Annotated in this window: 18 protein-coding genes; 14 read left to right on the forward strand and 4 right to left on the reverse strand. The window is 26.0% G+C overall.

Annotated elements, in window-relative coordinates; translation table 4 throughout:
* The first annotated feature begins 64 nt into the window (after positions 1-64).
* A complete protein-coding gene (locus I5Q57_RS06850; RefSeq protein ID WP_215825826.1) occupies positions 65-358 on the forward strand; it encodes a hypothetical protein in 294 nt (97 codons plus the stop codon).
* Here I5Q57_RS06850 and I5Q57_RS06855 read toward each other — a convergent pair.
* A protein-coding gene (locus I5Q57_RS06855) for an IS3 family transposase (protein WP_215825827.1) occupies positions 320-1,428 on the reverse strand; the annotation gives its coding sequence in 2 pieces (ribosomal slippage) (positions 320-1,188 and positions 1,188-1,428; 1,110 coding nt in all). The genes I5Q57_RS06850 and I5Q57_RS06855 overlap by 39 nt on opposite strands.
* Positions 1,429-1,672: 244 nt before the next feature.
* On the opposite strand from I5Q57_RS06855, the gene I5Q57_RS06860 reads away from it, so the two are divergent.
* The 3 genes from I5Q57_RS06860 (at position 1,673) to uvrC (ending at position 7,867) form a co-directional block, all read left to right on the forward strand.
* Positions 1,673-3,328 carry a ribonuclease J gene (locus I5Q57_RS06860; protein WP_215825828.1) on the forward strand — a complete coding sequence of 552 codons (1,656 nt, stop codon included), beginning with the start codon at positions 1,673-1,675 and terminating at the stop codon, positions 3,326-3,328.
* A gap of 190 nt (positions 3,329-3,518) precedes the next feature.
* Positions 3,519-6,083, forward strand: coding sequence for a DNA translocase FtsK (locus I5Q57_RS06865; protein ID WP_246534687.1), 2,565 nt, complete (start codon positions 3,519-3,521; stop codon positions 6,081-6,083).
* A gap of 11 nt (positions 6,084-6,094) precedes the next feature.
* Positions 6,095-7,867: an excinuclease ABC subunit UvrC gene (gene uvrC, locus I5Q57_RS06870; protein WP_215825829.1), complete on the forward strand. Its 1,773-nt coding sequence runs from the start codon at positions 6,095-6,097 to the stop codon at positions 7,865-7,867.
* 10 nt (positions 7,868-7,877) lie between these two features.
* Here uvrC and I5Q57_RS10125 read toward each other — a convergent pair whose 3' ends face one another.
* The gene (locus I5Q57_RS10125) at positions 7,878-8,129 is read right to left on the reverse strand and encodes an IS1/IS1595 family N-terminal zinc-binding domain-containing protein (RefSeq protein ID WP_440137656.1); all 252 of its coding nucleotides are present in this window, start codon (positions 8,127-8,129) and stop codon (positions 7,878-7,880) included.
* Positions 8,083-8,238: a hypothetical protein gene (locus I5Q57_RS09485; RefSeq protein WP_246534689.1), complete on the reverse strand. Its 156-nt coding sequence runs from the start codon at positions 8,236-8,238 to the stop codon at positions 8,083-8,085. The genes I5Q57_RS10125 and I5Q57_RS09485 overlap by 47 nt, the downstream gene beginning before the upstream one ends.
* A gap of 211 nt (positions 8,239-8,449) precedes the next feature.
* Between I5Q57_RS09485 and I5Q57_RS06880 the strand changes: the two genes are divergently transcribed.
* From I5Q57_RS06880 to I5Q57_RS06895, 4 genes are all read left to right on the forward strand, one after another.
* Positions 8,450-8,755, forward strand: a complete 306-nt coding sequence (locus I5Q57_RS06880) for a hypothetical protein (RefSeq protein WP_215825830.1) — start codon at positions 8,450-8,452, stop codon at positions 8,753-8,755.
* Positions 8,756-8,989: 234 nt separating this feature from the next.
* The gene (locus tag I5Q57_RS06885; protein WP_215825831.1) at positions 8,990-9,742 is read left to right on the forward strand and encodes a hypothetical protein; all 753 of its coding nucleotides are present in this window, start codon (positions 8,990-8,992) and stop codon (positions 9,740-9,742) included.
* Positions 9,696-10,070, forward strand: coding sequence for an IS1/IS1595 family N-terminal zinc-binding domain-containing protein (locus I5Q57_RS06890; protein ID WP_215825832.1), 375 nt, complete (start codon positions 9,696-9,698; stop codon positions 10,068-10,070). The genes I5Q57_RS06885 and I5Q57_RS06890 overlap by 47 nt, the downstream gene beginning before the upstream one ends.
* Positions 10,071-10,238: 168 nt before the next feature.
* Complete coding sequence (locus tag I5Q57_RS06895; protein ID WP_215825833.1) at positions 10,239-10,544, forward strand: hypothetical protein; 306 nt, start codon at positions 10,239-10,241, stop codon at positions 10,542-10,544.
* 251 nt (positions 10,545-10,795) lie between these two features.
* On the opposite strand, the gene I5Q57_RS06900 is transcribed toward I5Q57_RS06895, so the two are convergent.
* Complete coding sequence (locus tag I5Q57_RS06900; RefSeq protein WP_215825834.1) at positions 10,796-11,119, reverse strand: hypothetical protein; 324 nt, start codon at positions 11,117-11,119, stop codon at positions 10,796-10,798.
* 338 nt (positions 11,120-11,457) lie between these two features.
* Here I5Q57_RS06900 and I5Q57_RS06905 point away from each other — a divergent pair, with 338 nt between their 5' ends.
* The 6 genes from I5Q57_RS06905 to I5Q57_RS06930 all read left to right on the forward strand — a co-directional run bounded on the left by I5Q57_RS06905 (position 11,458) and on the right by I5Q57_RS06930 (position 18,537).
* Positions 11,458-12,210, forward strand: coding sequence for an IS1/IS1595 family N-terminal zinc-binding domain-containing protein (locus I5Q57_RS06905; RefSeq protein ID WP_215825835.1), 753 nt, complete (start codon positions 11,458-11,460; stop codon positions 12,208-12,210).
* Between the two features lie 573 nt (positions 12,211-12,783).
* Positions 12,784-14,451, forward strand: a complete 1,668-nt coding sequence (locus tag I5Q57_RS06910; protein WP_215825836.1) for an AI-2E family transporter — start codon at positions 12,784-12,786, stop codon at positions 14,449-14,451.
* Positions 14,452-14,477: 26 nt separating this feature from the next.
* Positions 14,478-17,225 carry an alanine--tRNA ligase gene (gene alaS / locus I5Q57_RS06915; RefSeq protein ID WP_215825837.1) on the forward strand — a complete coding sequence of 916 codons (2,748 nt, stop codon included), beginning with the start codon at positions 14,478-14,480 and terminating at the stop codon, positions 17,223-17,225.
* Entirely contained in the window at positions 17,213-17,650 is a 438-nt protein-coding gene (ruvX, locus tag I5Q57_RS06920; protein WP_215825838.1) for a Holliday junction resolvase RuvX, read from the forward strand. Before alaS ends, ruvX begins: the two co-directional genes overlap by 13 nt.
* A gap of 39 nt (positions 17,651-17,689) precedes the next feature.
* On the forward strand, positions 17,690-18,178 hold the full coding sequence (greA, locus tag I5Q57_RS06925; protein WP_215825839.1) for a transcription elongation factor GreA: 489 nt from the start codon (positions 17,690-17,692) through the stop codon (positions 18,176-18,178).
* Positions 18,179-18,240: 62 nt separating this feature from the next.
* Positions 18,241-18,537, forward strand: coding sequence for a hypothetical protein (locus tag I5Q57_RS06930; protein ID WP_215825840.1), 297 nt, complete (start codon positions 18,241-18,243; stop codon positions 18,535-18,537).
* Positions 18,538-18,539: the final 2 nt, after the last annotated feature.

Here is an 18,539-nt window from a genome sequence, read left to right on the forward strand (position 1 = left end):
TAGTCTTGCATTAGAATATTTGAAAATAGTATAATATATCTTAGTTAAAGGGGATGTATTATATATGGCAAAAATAAATCCAACAGGACTAATAATTCTTAAAATATTAATGATGATTGGCGCTATTTGAATTATGGTTTTTGCAGTTGCGATTGCAATTAGTAAAGACGAGAATGCTGGTGTGATGTATGGTTTAAAAATTTCGTGACCGTTATTATTATTTTTAGGGTTAGTATATATATTGATTCCTTTTTCTGTTAAAGTTGGAATTTGATCATTAGTTTGAGTTTTGGTATGGCAACCCTTTTTTGGACACTTTTTATGTAGACTGTCATTTTCTAAATTCAACAGGCGTTAAATAATTTAAACTGCCATGTGCTCTACGATTATTGTATCAATTAACAAAATCAAATAATTCGCATTTTAATTGTGTTAAATTTTCAAATTTTTTACCCTTGATAAATTCCGTTTTAAAAGTTTTGTAAGTTTTTTCAGCCACAGCATTGTCATAAGGACAACCCTTCGCACTCAATGATCTTTTAATATTAAAGGTTATTAAAATTTCATCAATGATTTTATTTTTGAACTCATTACCACGATCAGTATGAAATAAAGTTATTTTATTTAATGGTCGTGTTTTTTTATGAAAAGCTTGTTGAACTAGTTCAGCGGTTTTGTTTGGTTTGGCACTATAGCCAATTATTTCTCAATTAAACAAGTCAATTAATAAACAAATATAATGTCATTTTCCTCCAACTTGCACATATGTTAAATCATTAACAACAACTTCATTAGGTTTTTTGTTATTAAATTGACGATTTAAAACATTACTAATTTGGTCATTATTAACCATTGTTTTATGATTACGATATTTTAATTTGGTGTATTTGAAAACCAAATTATTTTTGATCATAAGGAATCTGATTTTTCGACGTGATAAGATAATATCTTTTCTCATTAAAACAGCTTTAATTTTACGAGCACCATAAATTTTACGACTTTTATTAAATGCACTGATAACTTCTTCTTCATAATTATTAACATCATACTTAACACAATTATTAGTTTGATAATAATATGTTGATTTTGCTATTTTTAATATTTGACACATTTTTAGCAAGGAGTATCTTTCTTTATTATTGTTAATAATTCCTATTTTTTGCCAATTATCAGTGCTGCTTGCTTTAAAATATCATTTTCCATTCGTAATTGTTGGTTTTCTTTTCGCAAGTAAATTAATTCATTTTCTTCGACAGTGCGATTATCTTGCACTTTAAATGACCCAAAATTATTAAAATTTTCAATTCACTGATATACGGCTGATTTTGAAACCCCGTATTCTTTAATAATTTCAACAATGCTTTTTCCTTTTTGATAAAGCATGACAATTTGTTTTTTAAATTCATTTGAATATGAGTTTTTCCCCATTTTTATCTTCCTACTTTCTTAATAATTTTATTTTATTTTAAAGTCTAAATAAATATGGTCCAACTTATTGTAACCTATCCATATATATATAATTAAAAGATAAAAATCAGAATGAATTTTAATTATTGAGGAAACAAATAAGATAAGAAATTATTCTCTGCTTAGCTGGATAATCAATGTGTTATAATAATAAAAGCAATATTTTAAAATAAAATTATATTAAATTAGAGGAGAAAAAATAGTTATGGCAACAATAAAAGTTTTTGCATTAGGGGGGCTTGATGAACGCGGAAAAAATATGTATGTGGCGGAAGTTAACCGTGATATATTTATTTTTGATGCTGGTAGTAAAATCCCTGAACGAGAAGCATTAGGAATTGATACTGTTATTCCCGATTTTTCTTATTTAAAAGAAAATGTTAATCGGATTAAAGGATTATTTATTTCTAAACCATCAGACGAATGTTTTGGAGCAATAACATATCTTTTAAAGGATATTAAAATTCCTATTTATGCTAGTAAATTAACAATCTTTTTAATTAAACAAAAACTGTACAAGTTTAAGGTATGACATAGTGAAAATGAATTAATTGAAATTAAAGAAAAGGATATGTTGTCTTTTGGTGATAATGAAATTGAAGTTTTTAATACGACAACTTGTATTCCAGGAAGTTTTGGTTTTGCTTTAAAGACTGTTGATGGAACTATTGTTTATACGGGTGATTATATTTTTGATAGTGAAGAACGCAGTAATTTTGCTACGGATATGGCACATTTAGCAAAAATTGCTAATAATAAAATTTTATTATTGATGAGTGATTCTGGTTACGCTAGTCGTAATGATTATACGGCTCCTAATCATAAATGTAAGAAATTAGTGGAATCAACTTTTAAAGCAGCAAAGTCTAAAATTATTATTGCTTGTCATGAAAAGGATTTATATAAAATAAGTGAAATTTTGGAGTTGGTTAGTGAAACTAATCGTGACGTCATCGTTATGGGCGGCACATTAAAATCAATTTTAGAAGAATTTAAGTCAGGAACTTATTTGCAATTTAATAAAATTAAGTTTAGAAATTTAACTAGTGATGCTATTAATGACAATTCAGTAATTTTTGTTACAGGTAGTGGCGAGCGACTTTATACAAGATTATATAAAATTATTAGTGGCGATGATGAGCATTTAGAAATAGAAAAGTCGGATACTGTGATTTTAGCAACGCCACCGATTCCTGGTTATGAATTAAAACATGCGAGAATATTGGATGAATTAGCAAGAACTGATGCTCGTTTTATGGCGTTATCCGATAAAAAAGTGTGAGATATGAATGCTTCATATGAAGATATTAAGATGATGATTGGAATTATGAAACCAAAATTTTTTATGCCAATTAAAGGATTACATAAAAATTTTGTTAGTGCGCAAAATAGTGCTAAAGAAGCAGGAATTCTAATTAATAATATTTTAATTAAGGATAGTGGTCAAATTTTAGAGTTTATTAATGGTAAATTAGGACCATCACCAGTTTCTTTAAAATGTAATAATATTTATGTTGATGGTCTTGGGGTTGGCGATATTGGTGCTGTTGTTTTAAATGAAAGAAAGCAATTAGCTCGTGATGGAGTTTTAATTAGTGGAATTACATTAAATCGTCGTAGTAAAGAGATTGTTTCTTTAGTTGATGTGCAAATGCGTGGGGTTGTTTTTATTCAAGATGATGAGGAATTAACTAATAAAATGCAAGCGAAAGTTCGTACCATTGTTGAAGAACATCAAAAAAAATCAGAGTTTGATGGTACAACAGTTAAAAATCAAATTCGTAGTGAGTTGCAAGAGTTATGTCGTCAAGAAACGGGTAAAAATCCAATGGTTTTAGCAATAATTAATGAGATAAATTAACTATTACTTAAAAAATATGAGGAGATAAAAGGATGAATAGCGATAAAATAAGTATTGATTTTCTCGAGTTTGAAAATAATCCCCGCAATACTAAAAAATATGAACAAGAACAACAAGCGCGAAATCCAAAATTATTCAGTTAAAGAAGAAAATTCGGCGTAGTGATAAAATTGGTGGGAAAATATGAGCTTTGTTCATTATTTTTGCTAGTATTTTGGCGCTTGCTCGTTTAACGGTTATTGGTCAATTTTTAGATGATGTTCTTTTCAATTTTCTGTTTGGGTGATTTAAATATATTATCTATTTTGTTATTTTAGTAGTGAGTTTTGGAATTTTTAGTGGTATTCAAATTAAAATTAAGAAACGAGTTCAAGTAATGATAATATTACTTGTTTTAGTTATTTGTTGATTTGTGAATGATATTGTATTATTGATTAGTTATCATCGTTCTTCTATTAATGCAGAACAAAATTGGTTTTCGCAAGTTATTAGTTCTTATACGGATAATTGACTACAAAATTCTCTTTTTATGCAACGATTAGATATTAAGAAATTTTTTCATATTAATGGTTCATATTTTATTCCTTTTGCTGGTGGCGGATTTATTGGAATGTTGTTTTCAGCAGTATTTGGTTATTTAACAACAATTGTTTCTTTAATATGTAGTTTAGTTTTTTTAACAACGATTATTTCATGAATTTTAACAGGAAATCATTGATATCTTTATCAATTAAAAGTTAATAAGGAACATAATAGTTTACATGTTGTTATTTTTATGGCTAAAAAGAATGTTAAAAATATTAATGGTAATGATTGGCAATTTTTACATACAACAAAAAATTCTGATATTACGATTAAATTACAATCCGTTAATTTACATCATTCATTAATGAATGAAGATTTATTATTTGATGATATTTATAGTAATAAAAATTATCACCTTATTGATAATTGAGATTCGAAGTTAACACCAAAAATTAATCTTAATGAGAAGGTAATTAAAGAACAAGAGTATCATCAACAAGCATTTTCTCGTGATGATTTTGGTTATGATCAAACATCATTAATGGAATTAGATGTGGTGCGCAAAGATTTCGCCGCTAATAGTTATTTAACACCTTTTAATAAAGAACAACCACCAATTCAAAAAGAACGGATAAGATCTTATCCAACTAGCTCATCAGCATTAGATGAGGTATTTTCAGTTATTGATCAATCCGATAATCAAACAAAACAAGCAGTTGTTATTAGTGACAATTTGTCCCCAGAATTTATTGAAGAGATTAATCCTTTGGATAATAAAGTTTCTTCTTCAATAATACCAAGTAATTATTTTCCTTCAATAATTAATCCTAATTATCAATTGCCACCATTTAGTCTTTTAACAAAAACAATAATTAGTGTTAATCGTGATTTAAATATTAAAACCGCAAAAAATAATGTTGAAAAAATTCATCGTCTTTTTAAACATTTTAATATTGAAGCGCGAGTTACTAATATTAATATTGGGCCAGCAGTAACTAAGTTTGAAATTGAACTAGGAATGGGCATTAAGGTAAGTAAGATTACTTCGTTAGAAAATGATATTAAGTTAGCTTTAGCGTCAAAAGATATTCGTTTAGAAGAACCAATTCATGGTAAGTCAGCAGCGGGAATTGAAATTCCAAATATTTCACCAGCATTAGTTACGATTCGTGAAGTGGTGGAAAATGTTCCCCTTAATAAGAAAGATAGTAAATTATTAATGGCCATTGGTAAAAATGTAATGGGAAAAATCTTATTTGTGGAATTAGATAAGATGCCACATTTACTAATTGCGGGCGCTACTGGTAGTGGAAAATCAATTTGTATTAATAGTATTATTGCTTCTTTAATTCCTCGGGTTAAACCGCATGAAGTAAAATTTTTATTAATTGATCCAAAACGCGTTGAATTATCGGTATATAATAATTTGCCACATTTATTAGTACCAGTAATTACTGATTTAAGAAAAGTCAATCGTGCTTTAAAACAAATTATTAGTGAAATGGAACGAAGATATATTATTTTTTCTAATATTGGCGCGCGAAATATTGCTAGTTATAATCAAAAAGTGGCAATTGAAGAAATGTTACCATATATTGTGATAATTATTGATGAGTTTGCTGATTTAATGGTTGTTGCTGGAAAAGAAGTTGAAGAAAGTATTATGCGAATAACGCAAATGGCACGAGCTTCAGGAATTCATTTAATTATTGCAACCCAAAGACCATCAACAGATATTATTACTGGCGTTATAAAAAATAATATTCCATCAAGAATTGCTTTTGCTGTTAGTTCTTCAATTGAATCTAGAACAATTTTAGATAGTATAGCAGCTGAGAAGTTAATTGGTAGTGGTGGCATGTTATTTGCTCCTTATGGTCAAATAACACCAACTAGAGCTCAAGGATTATACATTAATGACGAAGACATTAGTGCGTTAATTAAATTTATTTCTCAGCAACAAAAACCGCAGTTTAATGAACAATTCCATGAATCCACACAAAGGATGAATACTAGTCATATTATTACAGGTGAAGATGATGAATTGTATGATGAGATTTGTGATTTTGTTATTGCCAATAAAAAGGCATCAGCTTCATTAATTCAACGAAGATTTGGTGTTAGTTATAATTGGGCAGCAAGATTAATCGATAGTTTAGAAACTAATGGTATTGTTGGACCGCAAAATGGGTCCAAGCCTCGTGAAGTTTTGATTATGAATAAAGAGTAGGAATTTTGATAATGGTGTGAGTTAAGCCCCTTGTTTTACAAGAAAAAATTAAAAATTTACCACAAAGTTCGGGATGTTATCAGTTTTATAATGAAGCGCGACAATTAATTTATGTTGGTAAAGCAAAAAATATTCAACAGCGGGTAAATAATTATTTTAATAAAGTACATAATTTTAAAACTACTAAATTAGTTCGTGAAATTGCTGATGTGGATTATATTTTAACAATTAATGAAAAAGAAGCATTATTGTTAGAACATAATTTAATTAAAGATAAGCGTCCCCGATATAATATTTTATTAAATGATGATAAAACCTATCCTTATATTAAAATTACTGATGAAAATAATCCTGAATATCGTTTTGTTCGTAAAGTTCAAAAAGATAATGGTAAGTATTATGGTCCTTTTCCTGATGGCACGGGGGCTAGAGAAGTTTTAAAGATATTGCAACAATTATTTCCTTTGCGAAGATGTAAAGGAAGTTTAGGAACGCCGTGCTTATATTATCATCTGCAATTATGTTCAGGTGCTTGTTTTAAAAAGGTTCCTGAGGAATATTATGCCTTGATGAAAAAGAAAATTAATGATTTTTTCCTTGAAAAAAATCAAGATATTAAAAATAAGATTACTGAGCGAATGCAACAAGCAGCGATTAATTTACAATATGAAGAAGCGCAAAGATTAAAAAATGTTTTAGATAAGTTACAATTATTTATTTCTCATCAGTTTGTTCAATTTCGTGATTTTCGTAATCGTGATTTTATTGGTTATGCTATTAAAGATCATAAATTGTCAATAACAGCATTATTTTATCGTAATGGACAATTGCTTTCTAAAGATGAACAAATTTTTACTTTATTTAATGATAATTTAACTGATGCAATGAGAAATTATTTACAACAGTTATATACTAATAATACTGTTCCCCAAGAATTATATGTTGCAAATATTGTTTTAGATGATTTGGCAGAAGCATTAAATATTAAAATTATTAATAAGTTTACTAAAAAAATGCAAGAAATTATTTCTTTAGCTACTAAGAATGCTCAAGAATTATTAAAGCAACAACTTGTTGATTCTTATCAAATTAATTATCGTTATTATGAGATTGTTGAACAATTAGGAAAGCTTTTAAAAATCGCGACACCACAATATATTGAAATTATGGATATTGCCAATTTAGGACATGATAATGTTATTGGTGGGGTTATTTTTTATCAAAATGGTCAAGCAATTAAAAAACTATCTCGTCGTTATAAAATTCAAATTGAACAACAAGGGGATTATCATTATTTACAAAATTTAGTTTATCGTCGTTATTGAAAAAAATTAATGAATAAAGAACCAATGCCGGAATTAATTATTGTTGATGGTGGTAAATTACAAATTGATAGTGTGCAGTTGCAATTAGAAAATTTAAATATTAGTTTACCAGTTGTCGGTCTTGTTAAGAATAGTCATCACAAAACTGATTATTTATTAGATAATAAAGGTTATCGGTTGGATATTGCTAAAAAGAGTGCTTTATTTCATTGATTAACTAAAGTTCAAGAAGAGATCCATAATTATACAATTTCATTTCATCGTCAACAACGAACTAATTCTTTATTTGTTAATTCGTTAAAAAAAGTTAAAGGATTAGGTGAGTTAACTATTAAAAAGTTATATCAACAGTTTGAAACAATAATAAAAATGAAAGCAGTTTCATTTGATGAATTAAATGCTATTATTAAAAATAAAACAACAACAAAGGAGTTAATTGCTTATTTAAAAGATAATTAATTTAGAAATTTTATTCGTTAAATCGAAAAATTTTTTTAATTTTGTATAAAACTCTTGATAAAATAAAAAAATGACTTCAATAAATAAAATGATTACGAAAAGCGTCAAAACTTGCACGGCAATTTTTACATAAATATTTTTGTTTTCCTTCTGAATTATGTCCATTTTTAACGCAATGGTAAGATTCACATTTAGGGCATTTAATACCTTGTGCTCTAAATTTTTGATCAATTTCATTTAAACGTTTTTGTTTTTTTATTAATTCTGCTTGTTGTTTGACTTTTTCATAAAATTCTAAAAATTGATCATCTGTTAAAGTATTTACTAGTTATTGAATTATTTTTTCCATAATTATTATCTTCCTCTATCATATTAAAAATATACCTAAAATTAAGTATATTCAATAAATATCAAGAGTTTTCTACAAAATTAAAAAAAAATTTATTACTAATTTGATGCTAAAATGCTTATATAAAAATATAAGCATTTTTATTTTTAATAAAATAGAAGGAGGATATTATTTATTGAAAATAAAAATGCAATGATTAAATTTATAAACTAGATATAGGAGTATTAAAAAATATGTTATTAACAATTGCCCCATTAACAATAAGTGCTAACTTTTTAGTATCTTGTAATCATAATAGTAAAGACAATTTGACTACTGCTTTTAATGAATATGGAGCATTACAGTCGTTATTATGAGCAATTTCTGCTGAAAGAAAAGCACAATTATTAACACAATATCGCTTAAAAAAAAACTTATATAGTCAAGTTATCGCAAAACAAAAGCAAATTGATAAGGCATTAACTAAGGGTAAATTGAATAATAATCTTGTGAAATGAGAACATAATAAACTAACAATTAATCAAACCCAAGAAAATTAGTTTATTCCTGTCGTAGCCGTTGATTTAGATGCATATAATATACCACAGACTTATGGCAAACACAAGAGGGTTTTTAAAAAAGTGATGATAAATTTAAAATAATGCAAGAAATTTTTTAAAATGATTTATAATTAGACTCCAAGGCAAAGAGACTGTAGATTAATTTTTGAAGAAAGGAAAAGGTGTTATAAATTTTATTAATTAGTAAAAATTCACGAAAGGGATTTAATTAATATGAAAAAATTATTATTAATCTTGGGAACAATAACAATAGCGGGAAGCGGAATGTTGGGCATTGCCGGAAACGCATCAGCTTCAGAAAAAAATGAAATTAATTATTCACAAAAAAATAATTTAAAAAATTTAAGTAGAAGTAAAAGACAAAATAATGAAAATAATATTTTTGGAATTAAAAAAATAATAATTAATACAAATAGTACTATTTACAATAGTGGAGTTACTTTAAATAATAAAGTTTATTTTGGTTCAGCAGATCATAATGTATATGAGTGTAATCCTACAACAGGACAACAAAAAAGTGTTATTCAAACAAATGGCGAAGTTTGATCTTCTGGAAAAGTATTAAATAATAAAGTTTATTTTGGTTCTGGTGATAATAATGTTTATGAGTATAGTAACTATTATTTACACTCAAATTTAAAAGAAATTATTAATAATTCTGATAATTTAATTTTAAATGAATTAAATTATTTAAATCAGGATTTAAATATTTCACAATTAAAAATTTTTAATTTTGTAGAAAACTCTTGATATTTATTGAATATACTTAATTTTAGGTATATTTTTAATATGATAGAGGTGGATAATAATTATGGAAAAAATAATTCAAGAACTAGTAAATACTTTAACAGATGATCAATTTTTAGAATTTTATGAAAAAGTCAAACAACAAGCAGAATTAATAAAAAAAAACGTTTAAATGAAATTGATCAAAAATTTAGAGCACAAGGTATTAAAATGCCCTAAATGTGAATCTTACCATTGCGTTAAAAATGGACATAATTCAGAAGGAAAACAAAAATATTTATGTAAAAATTGCCGTGCAAGTTTTGACGCTTTTCGTAATCATTTTATTTATTGAAGTCATTTAAATTATGAACAATGAAATTTATTGATTCAAATTTCATTGCCGGGGCAATCTAGTAAAACAATTTCTCGTTTTATTAAAACTACATTAAAAACTGCTTGATATAATCGTCAAAAATTAATGAAATCAAAACAATTAGAAAATACCCAATTAAAATTTAAAAAATTATCTGGTAAAATCCAAATCGATGAAACATTTATTAAATAAATTCATAAAGGAAATTTCAAACATAAAACTGATCCACGAAGAATTCACCTTGACCCATTCGCAACTAATACTAAATGCTGTATTTAAATGGCTGTTGATAATAATAACAATATTTATGTTAAATCCACAAACACCAAACGTTTACAAAAACAATAAGTTATTGAAAATATGAACAAAGAATTAATTAACCAAAATTCAATTATTACTTCTGATATGCAAAAATTATATTTTTTAGTAGCAAAACAAACAAATTCTACTTTATGTGTAACTAAAACAACAATTAATCCTGAAGCTAGTTATCGTAACTTAAATAAAATCAGTAAATTACAATCTAGTCTTAAAGAAGCCTTAATTCATTATCATGGTTTAGGTTTTACTAATATTCAAAATTATTTAAATCTCTGAAAATGAAAATACCAACATAAGGTTTTAACTCCAAACCAACAAACAGCGGTATTATATTTTAATGTATAAAAAATTAAAGTAAAAATAGTAATTTTACATAAAAGCCTTTTAAAATTATCAAGTTGATGATTTTTTTTATTTTATCAAGAGTTTTCGACAAAATTAAAAAAAATTGCAATAACTTAGTTAAATAACCTCAACTCATCCATAACCAGAGGGCGGAGCATACGATTTCCGCACCGCTTCGCCACTATAAACATCAACCAAGATGTTTTTTTTATTTACCTTTATTCTTAAGGCACCTTAAAACACCTTTAAAATTAATTTTTAAAATAATTAAAACTTATATCCTTTTTATCGTTCTCTTTTTCAGCAATAAAAAAATTTAACAATTCTCGCCCTATAATCAAATTAGAATCCTGCTCTTTTTTATTAACTGAAACCAACTGATAATCACCATTTCTAATTATTCCAATACAAATAGAATTTTCATATTTGCCTTTATAAACAAATCGTTTTGAAAATCAAATACCAACAGGATTACTAAATCACGGAATTTCTGGTGCTTTAATAAGAATTGCATTTTGTGTTTCTTTTAAAAGATATTTTTTAGTATTTAAAAAAATATTTTCAATATTTCTCACATACACACCTTCCGTATAAATATATTTAGTTATATTAAACTAAGTTATATTTAACTTAGTTTAATACTATCAAGGCACAAAAAAATACAAGGCATAACTAAAAATAATAAATATTAATTTAACCTTATATTTCTTGTAATAAATAAATGAGCTCGTATTTATTTATTAATTAAAAACAAGTTTGTAGAAATCAAAATCTTGTCATATGTATATGGTTTCTACACTTTTATTTATTAATTTATTGAAGTTATTTTTTAATTTTGTCGAAAACTCTTGATATTTATTGAATATACCTAATTTTAGGTATATTTTTAATATGATAGAGGTGGATAATAATTATGGAAAAAATAATTCAAGAACTAGTAAATACTTTAACAGATGATCAATTTTTAGAATTTTATGAAAAAGTCAAACAACAAGCAGAATTAATAAAAAAACAAAAACGTTTAAATGAAATTGATCAAAAATTTAGAGCACAAGGTATTAAATGCCCTAAATGTGAATCTTACCATTGTGTTAAAAATGGACATAATTCAGAAGGAAAACAAAAATATTTATGTAAAAATTGCCGTGCAAGTTTTGATGCTTCTCGTAATCATTTTATTTATTGAAGTCATTTAAATTATGAACAATGAAATTTATTGATTCAAATTTCATTGCTGGGGCAATCTAGTAAAACAATTTCTCGTTTTATTAAAACTACATTAAAAACTGCTTGATATAATCGTCAAAAATTAATGAGATTAAAACAATTAGAAAATACCCAATTAAAATTTAAAAAATTATCTGGTAAAATCCAAATCGATGAAACATTTATTAAAGAAATTCATAAAAGAAATTTCAAACATAAAACTGATCCACGAAGAATTTACCTTGACACATTCGCAAATAATACTAAATGCTGTATTCAAATGGCAGTTGATAATAATAACAATATTTATGTTAAATCCACAAACACCAAACGTTTACAAAAACAATGAGTTATTGAAAATATGAACAAAGAATTAATTAACCAAAATTCAATTATTACTTCTGATATGCAAAAATTATATTTTTTAGTAGCACAAAAACAAATTCTACTTTATGTGTAACTAAAACAACAATTAATCCTTAAGCTAGTTATCGTAACTTAAATAAAATCAGTAAATTAAAATCTAGTCTTAAAGAAGCCTTAATTCATTATCATGGTTTAGGTTTTACTAATATTCAAAATTATTTAAATCTCTGAAAATGAAAATACCAATATAAGGGTTTAACTCCAAACCAACAAACAGCGGTATTATATTTTAATATATAAAAAATTAAAGTAAAAATAGTAATTTTACATAAAAGCCTTTTAAAATTATCAAGTTGATGATTTTTTTATTTTATCAAGAGTTTTCGACAAAATTAAAAAAGTTATTTGAATTTATTGAAATAATAATAGGTATGAAGAAAAACTGCAAAAATTTTGGCATCCTAAATTAACCTTTCTCTGTTTTTTAGTAAATTTAATAGAAAAATCTAAAGTAATCTTATGTAGTTATATTATCAAATATTAATTATTAAAACAAATAATTTTTTACACAACCACCATTTAGGTATTCTTAATAAATTTAATTTCTTATGATATAATTTTAATTGTAAATTTATTTTTTAAAATATTTTAAGGAACGATTTGTAAAATGGAAAGAACAGATACTAAAAACATTGAAATAAAAACGAATAATGGTAACAGTAAAGGTAATTCTTCCAAATTTACTATTAGTTTTGACCACAAATGAACAAGATGATTATTTATAATTTTAATTTGTTTAGTAGTTCTTTTATTATTAAAACTTACAGGTGCTGATCAAATTATTCTTAATATTATTTTAGCCTTTATCCCCTTAGGATTAGCATTAGCTGTGATTTGAGGTCTCAATCCGTTAATTTATCGTTTGATTAAATTAAAGTTTAATAAAACTGTGGCAAAATATTTAACTTTTTTTATTTCTCTAATTATTAGTATTTTTATTATTGTTTTTTTGCTTTGATTATTTATTGACCAATTTGTAAGTTTTATTAGTCAGTTCTTAGGTGATAGTTCAGTTATTAAAGAAAGATTAGACAATTGAAAATGTACAGGAGTTAATCAAAATAAATCACTTTTATCACATATCTTTGGTTTTGCTTATGATACAGAAACTGAACAATGACGATTACAAACTAATGTTGATTGAACACCAATAAAAGATAATTGACAAGACATATTGAGTCAAATTAAAACTAAAGCACTTATTGATAATAAAGGTGCTTGGGAAATTTTATTAACAAAATTACGCAATGACTATGGTATTTATTTGAATTCAACCAATAAATTTGTTGTTGATTATTTGCGCTATTTAAAACAACCATCGTTAGATAGTGTTGGTGAATATTTTAAAAATTTATATACTGAAATCAAAGCATGGTTAATAGCAAATAACATTACTATAGATGACAATGATTTAAATTTAGTAAATGAAGTTGTAATTAATAATGCAAAAATTGGTGTTGCTTTTGACGCTAACAAATTAGGAAAAATGTATCAGTTACTATTTAGTTTTGGTGCCACAGCACAATGGTTTTTCTCAGCAACTTTTTTAGTTGATATTATTAATACAATTTATGGTTATACAACAGCCTCCAATTTAACTAATATTTTTCTTAATCGCTATTTTTGAACGATAGCTAGTATTTTTTATGGTTTATTTATTACGATTATGATTACAATGTTTTTGTTAGGTGGCGATAAATCATTTACTAATTTTTTAAAAATGCAATTAATTCCTGGAAAAAATATTAAACGCAAAGAAATTATTGCTAATGCTTTGCAAAAATCTTTATTTGGTTATGGTCGCGAAATATTAATTGATATGAGTTATATGTTTACTTTTACAACTATTATGATAGTTATTGCTGGTTATGTGGCGGGTGGTCCCACATATAAAAGTTCTTTTGCGGTATTAGGTTTATTTATGACTTTTGCTAATATTGTCCCTTATGTGGGACCATTTATTGGAATGGTTCCCATTGCTTTAGCGGGAGTGTTAGATGCTTTAGTAGCGCCATCAGGAACAAATGAATTAGTTAGTTGGGTACCAATGATTGTTGCTGTAGTTGGCGCATTTATTGTTCAATTAATTGAAAATGCTTTTGTTTATCCAAAAGTTTTTGGACGAGTAACCAAATTACATCCGGTGACAATATTAATGGGAATTTCTATTTTTGGGGCAATTATTGGTATTTGAGGAATAATTATTGCGGTACCAACAATAGCAACAATTAAAGCAGTTGCTAACGATATTTATAATAAGAAATTGCTTTTATAAATTTTAAATTAAAGGGGTATAAATTAATGAAATACTTAACAACTAGTGAGATTAGACAGAAATTTATTGATTTCTTTATTAAAAAGGGTCATTATGCTTTACCTAGTGCATCATTAATCCCTGTTAATGACAATTCATTATTATGAATTAATTCTGGTGTTGCGGCTTTAAAACCGTATTTTGATGGCAGAAAAGCTCCACCTCATCAACGATTAGTAAACTCACAAAAGGCCTTGCGAACTAATGATATTGAAAATGTTGGTTACACAGCAAGACATCATACTTTATTTGAAATGCTAGGTAATTTTTCAATTGGTGATTATTTTAAAAAAGAGGCTATTGTTTTTGCTTGAGAATTTTTAACTAGTAAACAATGATTAGGTATTGATGCTAATAAACTGATTGTTACTGTTTTTATAGATGATACTGATACCATTAAAATTTGAAAAGAAGTTATTGGTTTAGATTCAAATCGGATTATTTTAGGGAGTCGTGATACCAACTTTTGAGATATGGGTCAGGGTCCTTGTGGTCCAAATACGGAAATTTTTTATGATTGGGGAACTGCTTGAGATAAAGAAAACTATGGTTTGAAGTTATTGCAAGATGATATTGAAAATGATCGTTATTTAGAAATTTGAAATATTGTTTTTTCAGACAGTAATAATGATGGGCAAGGTAATTATCACGATTTACCTCGTAAAAATATTGATACAGGAGCAGGTTTAGAACGATTGGCTTGTATAATTCAAGAAGTACCTACTAATTTTGAAACTGATTTATTTTTACCGATAATTGAAGGCATTACTAAATTAGTTAAAGTTTCTTATGTTCCAAATAATATTTTTGAAAAACCTAATGAACAAACAAAAATTAATGTTGCGTTTAAAGTTATTAGTGACCATATTAGAGCGATTTCTTTTGCTATTGGTGATGGTGTTTTTCCTAGTAATAAAGATCGCGGTTATGTTATTCGCCGTTTAATTCGTCGAGCAATGGTTTATGGTCATAAATTGAATATTAATGAACCATTTTTATATAAATTAGTTATTATTGTTGTTAACTTGATGAAAGATTATTATCCTCATTTAGAAGCAAAACAAGAGATTATTACTAGTACTGTTAAAAAGGAAGAAGAAAAGTTTTTTAATAATCTAAAACAAGGTCTTAATCATTTTAATGAAATGCTAATTGAAGAAAAAACAATTACGGCTGAAAATGCTTTTAAACTATATGATACTTATGGTTTTCCGATTGATTTAACTATTGAGTTAGCAAGTGAAAAAAAAATTACTATTGATTTAGTAAGATATAATGAATTATTAGAAGAACAAAGAAAAGATGCGCGTAATGCACGAAGTAATCAACAAATTGAAGCGATGGATATGCAAAATAAATTATTATTAGATTTAAAAACTCCTAGCATTTTTATTGGTTACAAAGTAGAAGAAAATCCGCAAGCTAAAGTCGTAGCTTTATTTTATGGTGAAGAAATGTTAACATCAGTTAAAGATGATATTGTTGATGTGATACTTGATGCCACACCATTTTATGCTGAAAAAGGTGGTCAAGCTAACGATACAGGAATAATTAGTAATGCCGCAATGCTTGGTGAAGTTATTGATGTCAAATTAGCACCCAATAAGCAACATATTCATCGGATCAAAGTTAATGGTACTTTAAAAACTAATGATATTGTTTGTGCTGTTATTAATCATCATCATCGTAATTATGGAATGAAAAATCACTCGGGAACTCATTTATTGCATTCAGCGATTAGAGAAATTTTAGGTGCTGATGCCATGCAAATTGGTTCACTTAATAACTATCAATATTTACGACTAGATATTGCTTACAATAAAGAAATTACAACCCAAAATTTACAAGCTATTAATGATTTAGTTACTAAATGAATTGCGCAAAATGATAGTTGTGAAATTTATATTACTAGTTATGATGAAGCAATTAAAATGAAAGCTATGGCTTTTTTTAACGAGAAATATGACAAAGAAGTTCGTGTTGTTAAGTTTGGTAATTATTCTATTGAATTATGTGGGGGAACGCATGTTAAATATACAGGTGATATTGAACAATTATTAATTACTAGTATTGAATCCAAAGGAACTGGTATTTATCGTTTTCAAGCTTTAACATCAAAACAAACAATTAATAATTATTATGATGAACAAATTAAAGATTTAAAAACAAAAAGTGCTGAAAAATTCGCAAAATATAATAAAAATTTATTAACAGATAGTTATCTTGAACAACTATTTAATACCGTTACTAGTATGAATAATATTAGTAATGATATATGAAAACAATTGCGTACATTATATTATGAACTTCAAATTGCTTTTAAAAAATGAGAAAAAAAAGCTGAACAAAAACTAATTAAAGAACAAATTAATCAATATCAAAATCTGGAAATTATTTCATTGCCAACATATAATATTTTAATTTATCAATTTAATGATCTTGCGATTGCTACCTTAAAGTTATTAGCGGATAAATATCGGTTATTAGATAATAAATTAGTAATTATTTTTACTAATAAAAATATTAATACAAAAAATTCGTTATTAATAGTTGTTAGTGAATCTTTAATTAAAGAAGGATTAAGTGCCATTACAATTGTTAAATCTTTAACAAAACAATGTCAAGGTTCTGGTGGCGGAAATATGCAATTAGCTTTAGGTGGATTTAATAATAAAATAAAAATGCAAGAATTATTACAACAATTAAAACAAGAAGATGCGTTATGAAATATTTAGGCTTAGATGTAGGTAGCAAAACAATTGGTTTAGCTATTGGTCAAGGAATTATTAGTTTATCAAAAACAACAATTAATTTTCCTGAATATAATTTTTCTCAAGCTATTAATTTAGTATTACAATTTATTAAACAAGAAAATCCTGATATAATTATTGTTGGTCATCCCTTAAATATGAATGGAAATAAAAGTAGAACAACAATAATGGTTGAAGATTTTGTTTTGCAACTAAAAACAAAAACTAATTGCAAAATTATTTTATGAGATGAAAGATTAACATCACGATCGGCTAATCAAATAATGATAATGGCTAATGTTTCACGGAAAAAACGAAAAATGAATAAAGATAAATTAGCAGCTCAATTAATTTTACAAAACTATTTTGATTATTTACAGCATCTTGCAAAAACAAAAAAAGACAAATAATATATGTTATAATACATATTAAATAAAGGAGACAAAGTAATGGAAGATAATAATAACAATAATGAAATTTTGTTAACTAAAGAAGGTAAAGAAGAATTAAATCAAGAATTAAATGAGTTAATCAATATTATTCGTCCACAAGTAATTAAAGAATTAGTTGAAGCACGAAACCAAGGTGACTTATCAGAAAATGCTGAGTATGAATCAGCAAGAAATCGCCAAGCTGAAGTTGAAGGTCGAATTAAAGAAATTGAAGATACTTTAGCACGAGCTAAAGTTATTGCTACTGATCGTCAAGGAACTAAAACCATTAGAATTGGTTCAATAGTAACTATTCTTAATTTAGAAACTAATGATAAATCAACATTTAAAATTGTTGGTACTGTGGAGGCTGATCCTTTTGAAAATAAAATTTCTAATGAGACTCCCTTAGTTAAAGCCATTTTTGATCACAGTGTTAATGATATTGTTGAAATTAAAGGTAAAGAAACAAAATATAAAGTTAAAATTTTAGAAATTGGAAAATAAAATATTAAATATTAAATATTAAATATTAAAAATTTAAAGTAGTGGATTTTTGGAGTGATATCGTGAAGTTAACTGTTCTGACAAATAAAAGTGGTACCTTGAAAATTAGTCAATTAGTTATTAAAAAATTATTAATTTCATATTTAAAATCATTTCCAGCATTAGATACTCAGAGAAAAAATATTAAAATTAATTTTTTTAGTGAACAATGAGTGGTATCAATAGTTTTAAAAGTAAATAAAGAGACAAATTTAGAAACTCTTTGCGAACATTTACAAAACCACATTATTAATAATATTAACGAATCAATATTGATTAAACCCAATAATATTCACTTTATTGTCAGTGTTGCCAAATAAGG

This window comes from Spiroplasma endosymbiont of 'Nebria riversi', assembly GCF_018831625.1.
In the GTDB taxonomy this organism is placed as follows: Bacteria; Bacillota_I; Bacilli_A; order Mycoplasmatales; family Nriv7; genus Nriv7.